General features: G+C 78.9%; 2 protein-coding genes. Both read left to right on the top strand.

What is annotated here, in order from left to right; genetic code table 11:
- Positions 1-193: 193 nt before the first annotated feature.
- Positions 194-2,284, top strand: a complete 2,091-nt coding sequence (locus AB0E96_RS40105; protein ID WP_359831647.1) for a non-ribosomal peptide synthetase — start codon at positions 194-196, stop codon at positions 2,282-2,284.
- Positions 2,281-3,057, top strand: a 777-nt coding sequence (locus tag AB0E96_RS40100; protein WP_359831645.1) for a pyridoxal-phosphate dependent enzyme, incomplete at its 3' end; no start/stop codon positions are given. The genes AB0E96_RS40105 and AB0E96_RS40100, both read left to right, overlap by 4 nt.

Raw genomic sequence — 3,057 nt, 5'->3', positions numbered from 1 at the left:
CTCCAGGCGGTACCCGTCGGGCGGGCCGAAGGCCGTCACGACGTGCCCGACGCCGCTGTTGCTCACGTACCGGGCGAGGTCGGCGTAGGCGAGCGCCGTCGGCGGCAGCCAGTTCGACCTCCAGCTGACCCTCGGGGCGGCCGCGGACAGCCTGGCCGGCTCCGTCCGCTACGACACCGACCGCTACCTGCCGGTGACCGCCGAGCGCTTCGCCGCGCAGTTCGCCACCCTGCTGTCCGGGATCGCGGCCGACCCGGCCCGGCCGGTCGGGGCCCTGCCCCTGCTCACCGCCGCCGAGCGGCGGACGCTGCTCGCCGAGGGCAACGACACGGCGCTCGACTACGACCCCGCCGACGGCGTGGTGCGCCGCTTCGAGGCCCGGGCCGCCCGTACCCCGTTGGCGGTCGCGGTCCGCGCGGCGGGCCCCGGGAACGGTTCCGCGGGCGCCGAGCAGCTGGACTACGGCACCCTGGACCGGCTGGCCGACGGCGTCGCCGAGCGGCTGCGCGCCCTCGGCATCGGCCCCGGCCGGACCGTCGGCGTCCTGCTGCCGCGCACCCCGCGCCTGCTCGCCGCCCTGCTCGGGGTGCTCAAGTCCGGCGCCGCCTACCTGCCGCTGGACCCCGGGCACCCGGCCGAGCGGCTGGCCCTGGTCCTGGCCGACGGCGCCGCGGCCGCGCTGATCACCGACCTGCCCGCCGAGCGGGTGCCGGCCGGCGACTGGACGGTGCTGGCGGCCGACACCATCGGCGAGGCCCGCCGTACGGCCGACACCGACCTCGACCCGCGCGCGGCGGCGTACGTGCTGCACACCTCCGGCTCGACCGGCCGCCCCAAGGGCGTGGTGGTGCCGCACCGGGCGCTGGCGAACCTGCTGGCCTCCTTCGAGCGCGACCTCGCGACCGCCCCCGGGTCCGGCTGGCTCTCCGTCACCACTCCGGCCTTCGACATCGCCGCGCTGGAGTACTTCCTGCCGCTGGCCACCGGCGCCACCGTGCACCTGGCGGACGCGGAGACGGCCGGCGACGGTTCGCGGCTGCGGGCCCGCCTGGACGCCGGCGGGGTCACCCACCTCCAGGCGACCCCGGTGACCTGGCAGCTGCTGCTGGACGCGGGCTGGTCGGGCACCCCCGGGCTGACCGCCCTGTGCGGCGGGGAGAGGCTTCCGGCCGAGCTGGCCGCCGAGCTGCTGGCCCGCGGCGCGCGGCTGTGGCAGGTCTACGGCCCGACCGAGACCACCGTCTGGTCGGCGCGCGGCGAGCTGACCGCCGCCGCCGACGGCGAGCTGCCGCTCGGCACGCCCGTCGCCAACACCCGCCTCCACCTGGTCGATCCGGCCCTGGAGCCGGTGCCGGCCGGGGTCACCGGCGAGCTGCTGATCGGCGGCGACGGCCTGGCCGACGGCTACCTCGGCCGGCCCGGCCTGACCGCGGAGCGCTTCGTGCCCGATCCCTTCGGCACCGAGCCGGGCGCGCGCCTCTACCGCACCGGCGACCTGGTGCGGCGCGGGCCCGGCGGGGCGCTGCTCTTCGTCGGCCGCGCCGACACCCAGGTCAAGCTGCACGGGCACCGGATCGAGCTGGGCGAGATCGAGGTCGCGCTGGAGGCGCTGCCGACGGTCCGCCGGGCAGCGGTCGTGGTGGACGGCGAGGGCGCCCGCGCCCGGCTGGTCGCCTTCCTGGAGCGGCACGGCGCCGACCGGCCGGCCCTGCCGGCGCCCGCCGAACTGCGCGAGCTGCTGCGGCGCACCCTGCCCGGCTACGCCGTCCCCTCACTGCTGCTGACGCTGGAGGAGCTGCCGCTGACCGCCAACGGCAAGGTCGACCGGCGGGCGCTGCCCGCGCCGGAGGCCGCCGGCCCGGACACCGGGCCCTCGGGCGCGGCCGAACAGCCGGTCGGTCCGACCGAGCGGCGGATCGCGGCCCTGCTCGCCGAGCTGCTCGGGACCGGTCCGATCGGCCGGCACGAGAACCTGTTCGACCGGGGCGCGCACTCGCTGCTGCTCGCCCGCTTCACCGAGCGCGCCCGGGCCGAGTTCGGGGCCGAGCTGCCCCTGCACCGGCTGTTCGAGCGGCCGACGGTGGCGGCGATGGCCGTCCTGGTGGACGCCGCGCCCCGAGCGGACCGGGCGGGCACGGCGGGCCGGCCGGGACCGGTCCGGGTGGACCGCTCCCGCTACGCCGTCAACCGCGGCTCCGACGGAGCGCTGCGCCCGGTGCTCGCCGGCGCGTCCCCCGAGGGCGCCCGCGCCGAGCGCCCGACCCTCACCGGAGAAGCCCGATGACCTCCGCCACCTCCCTCCCGGCCGCCCGGCCGGCCACCGGCCCCACGCCCCCGGCGGGCCGCCCGTACCTGCTCCGATGTCCGGTCTGCCGGGAGACCTACCAGGACGACGGGCTGCGGCTGGACTGCTCCGCGGCGCACCGGCCGGGCCTGCTGAGCACCGAGTACACCACCGGCTTCGCACCCGGCCCGGGCAGCGGCCCGTTCCGCTACGGCTGCTGGCTGCCGACCGCCGGCCGGCCCCCGGCCGGGGGCAGCGGCGGCGCCACCTACCGGGCCGAGCGGCTGGGCCGCGCACTGGGCCTGACCGAGCTGTGGGTCGCGTTCAGCGGCTACTGGCCGGAGCGCGGCGCGGCCCTCGCCACCGGCAGCTTCAAGGAGCTGGAGGCGCAGGCGGTCCTCGCCCGGCTGCCCGAGCGCCCGCCGGTGCTGGTGGTCGCGTCCGCCGGGAACACCGCCGCGGCCTTCCTGCGGGCCTGCTCCCGGCAGGGCGTGGAGTGCGTGCTGGTGGTGCCGGAGACGGCGCTGCCGGTGCTCGCCGCCGGCGGTGAACGGGCCGACTGCGTCCGGGTGGTGGCGGTGGCCGGCGACTACACCGACGCCATCGAGCTGGCCGACGCGATCGCCGCCCGGCCCGGCCACCAGGCCGAGGGCGGCACCCGCAACGTGGCCCGGCGCGACGGCCTGGGCACCGCGCTGCTGGCGGCCGCCGAGACCATCGGCCGGCTGCCCGACCACTACGTGCAGGCGGTGGGCAGCGGGGCCGGGGCGATC

It is taken from the genome of Kitasatospora sp. NPDC036755 (assembly GCF_040636595.1).
In the GTDB taxonomy this organism is placed as follows: Bacteria; Actinomycetota; Actinomycetes; order Streptomycetales; family Streptomycetaceae; genus Kitasatospora.
This window is presented reverse-complemented; position numbering and strand designations above follow the sequence as displayed.